The organism is Streptomyces sp. MS191, assembly GCF_008042125.1.
Lineage (GTDB): Bacteria > Actinomycetota > Actinomycetes > Streptomycetales > Streptomycetaceae > Streptomyces.
Map to the genome: position 1 here is coordinate 1 of NZ_RDBI01000193.1, position 1,391 is coordinate 1,391.

The 1,391-nt window shown below is 72.7% G+C and carries 1 protein-coding gene and 1 pseudogene; one reads left to right on the forward strand and one right to left on the reverse strand.

What is annotated here, in order from left to right:
- Nucleotides 1–20 precede the first annotated feature (20 nt).
- On the reverse strand, nucleotides 21–671 hold the full coding sequence (locus EAO71_RS36300) for a TetR/AcrR family transcriptional regulator (RefSeq protein WP_147982055.1): 651 nt from the start codon (nucleotides 669–671) through the stop codon (nucleotides 21–23).
- A gap of 433 nt (nucleotides 672–1,104) precedes the next feature.
- Between EAO71_RS36300 and EAO71_RS36305 the strand changes: the two are divergent.
- Nucleotides 1,105–1,391, forward strand: a pseudogene (locus EAO71_RS36305) (TetR/AcrR family transcriptional regulator); the annotation flags it as partial.

The window sequence follows — 1,391 nt, forward strand, 5'->3', positions numbered from 1 at the left end:
GGGCTTCAGCGGGGAGGGCTTCAGCGGGGAGACCAGCGCTCGCTGTTCATGAGGTTGCCGAGACCCGCCCAGGAGAAGTTCATCAGCGTCGCCGCCGCCTCCCAGGCCGTCATGCCCGGCGTCTCGTTGGCCCAGCCGGCCAGCGACTCCGCCGCCCCGACCAGGGCCTGGGAGAGACCGGCCACGTCCCGTTCGGCCAGTTCCGGATCGCGGTGCGTCACCCGGTGGGTCTCCTTCGCCGCCGCGCCGATCACCGTCGTCACGTAGGCCACGATCTCGGCCCGCATCTGGGCGGCCTCGCTGGCGAACGGCTCCCCGTGCGTCCTGGCCTGGCGGTTCAGCACCGCCCAGCCGTCGGGGTGCTCCGCCGTGTGCGTGAAGAAGGCCAGGAGTCCCGCCCACAGCTGCTGGTCGGCGGGGAGTCGCGGGTTGACCGCGGTCGCGACCGCGGCGAGCAGCGCCTTGGCCTCCCGCCGGATGCAGGCGGTGAAGAGGTCTTCCTTGGAATTCAGGTACAGGTACACCAACGGCTTCGACACGCCCGCGAGTTCGGCGATCTCGTCCATGGACGCGGCCTGGTACCCCCGCTGCCCGAAGCACTGCACGGCCGCGTCCAGCATCTGCTTCTCGCGCACCGCCCGCGGCATGCGCTTCGCCTTCGCGGCGCCCACGTCGGACATCCTTCCGCTTCACCCCCACCTGCTCGTCCCCGCCGAAGCCTACGTGGCCCTGGCGCCGGCGGACCCGGAGCGTCGGACAGGCACTCGATTTCAGGCCGCCGGACGCCCGGTGGCACGGCACTCGGCACAGTGCGCGTCCGGGTCGTGACTGCGGAAGGCCCGCTCGCATCTCGCATCCGTCGCAGGTGACGAGGGGTGCCGGCCCCGGCGGCGGAGGCGGCTCGGCGGGCAGCGGGGGCGGCAGATGCGTGGTGAGGCGGTACGCCAGGAACCGGGCCGGGTGGTGGATCGGCACGAACGCGGGCGGGAGGCTCACGGTCAGGGTGCGGGTGATCTGCGCGGGCGTCGCACCCCGCCCGAACCAGGTGTCGACGGCGGTCGCGAGACGTTCCACATCGCGGGCGGAGAGCAGCAGCCGAGGGTCGGCGAGCCGTTCGCCAGCGAGGCCGCCCAGATGYGGGCCGAGATCGTGGCCTACGTGACGACGGTGATCGGCGCGGCGGCGAAGGAGACCCACCGGGTGACGCACCGCGATCCGGAACTGGCCGAACGGGACGTGGCCGGTCTCTCCCAGGCCCTGGTCGGGGCGGCGGAGTCGCTGGCCGGCTGGGCCAACGAGACGCCGGGCATGACGGCCTGGGAGGCGGCGGCGACGCTGATGAACTTCTCCTGGGCGGGTCTCGGCAACCTCATGAACAGCGAGCGCTGGTC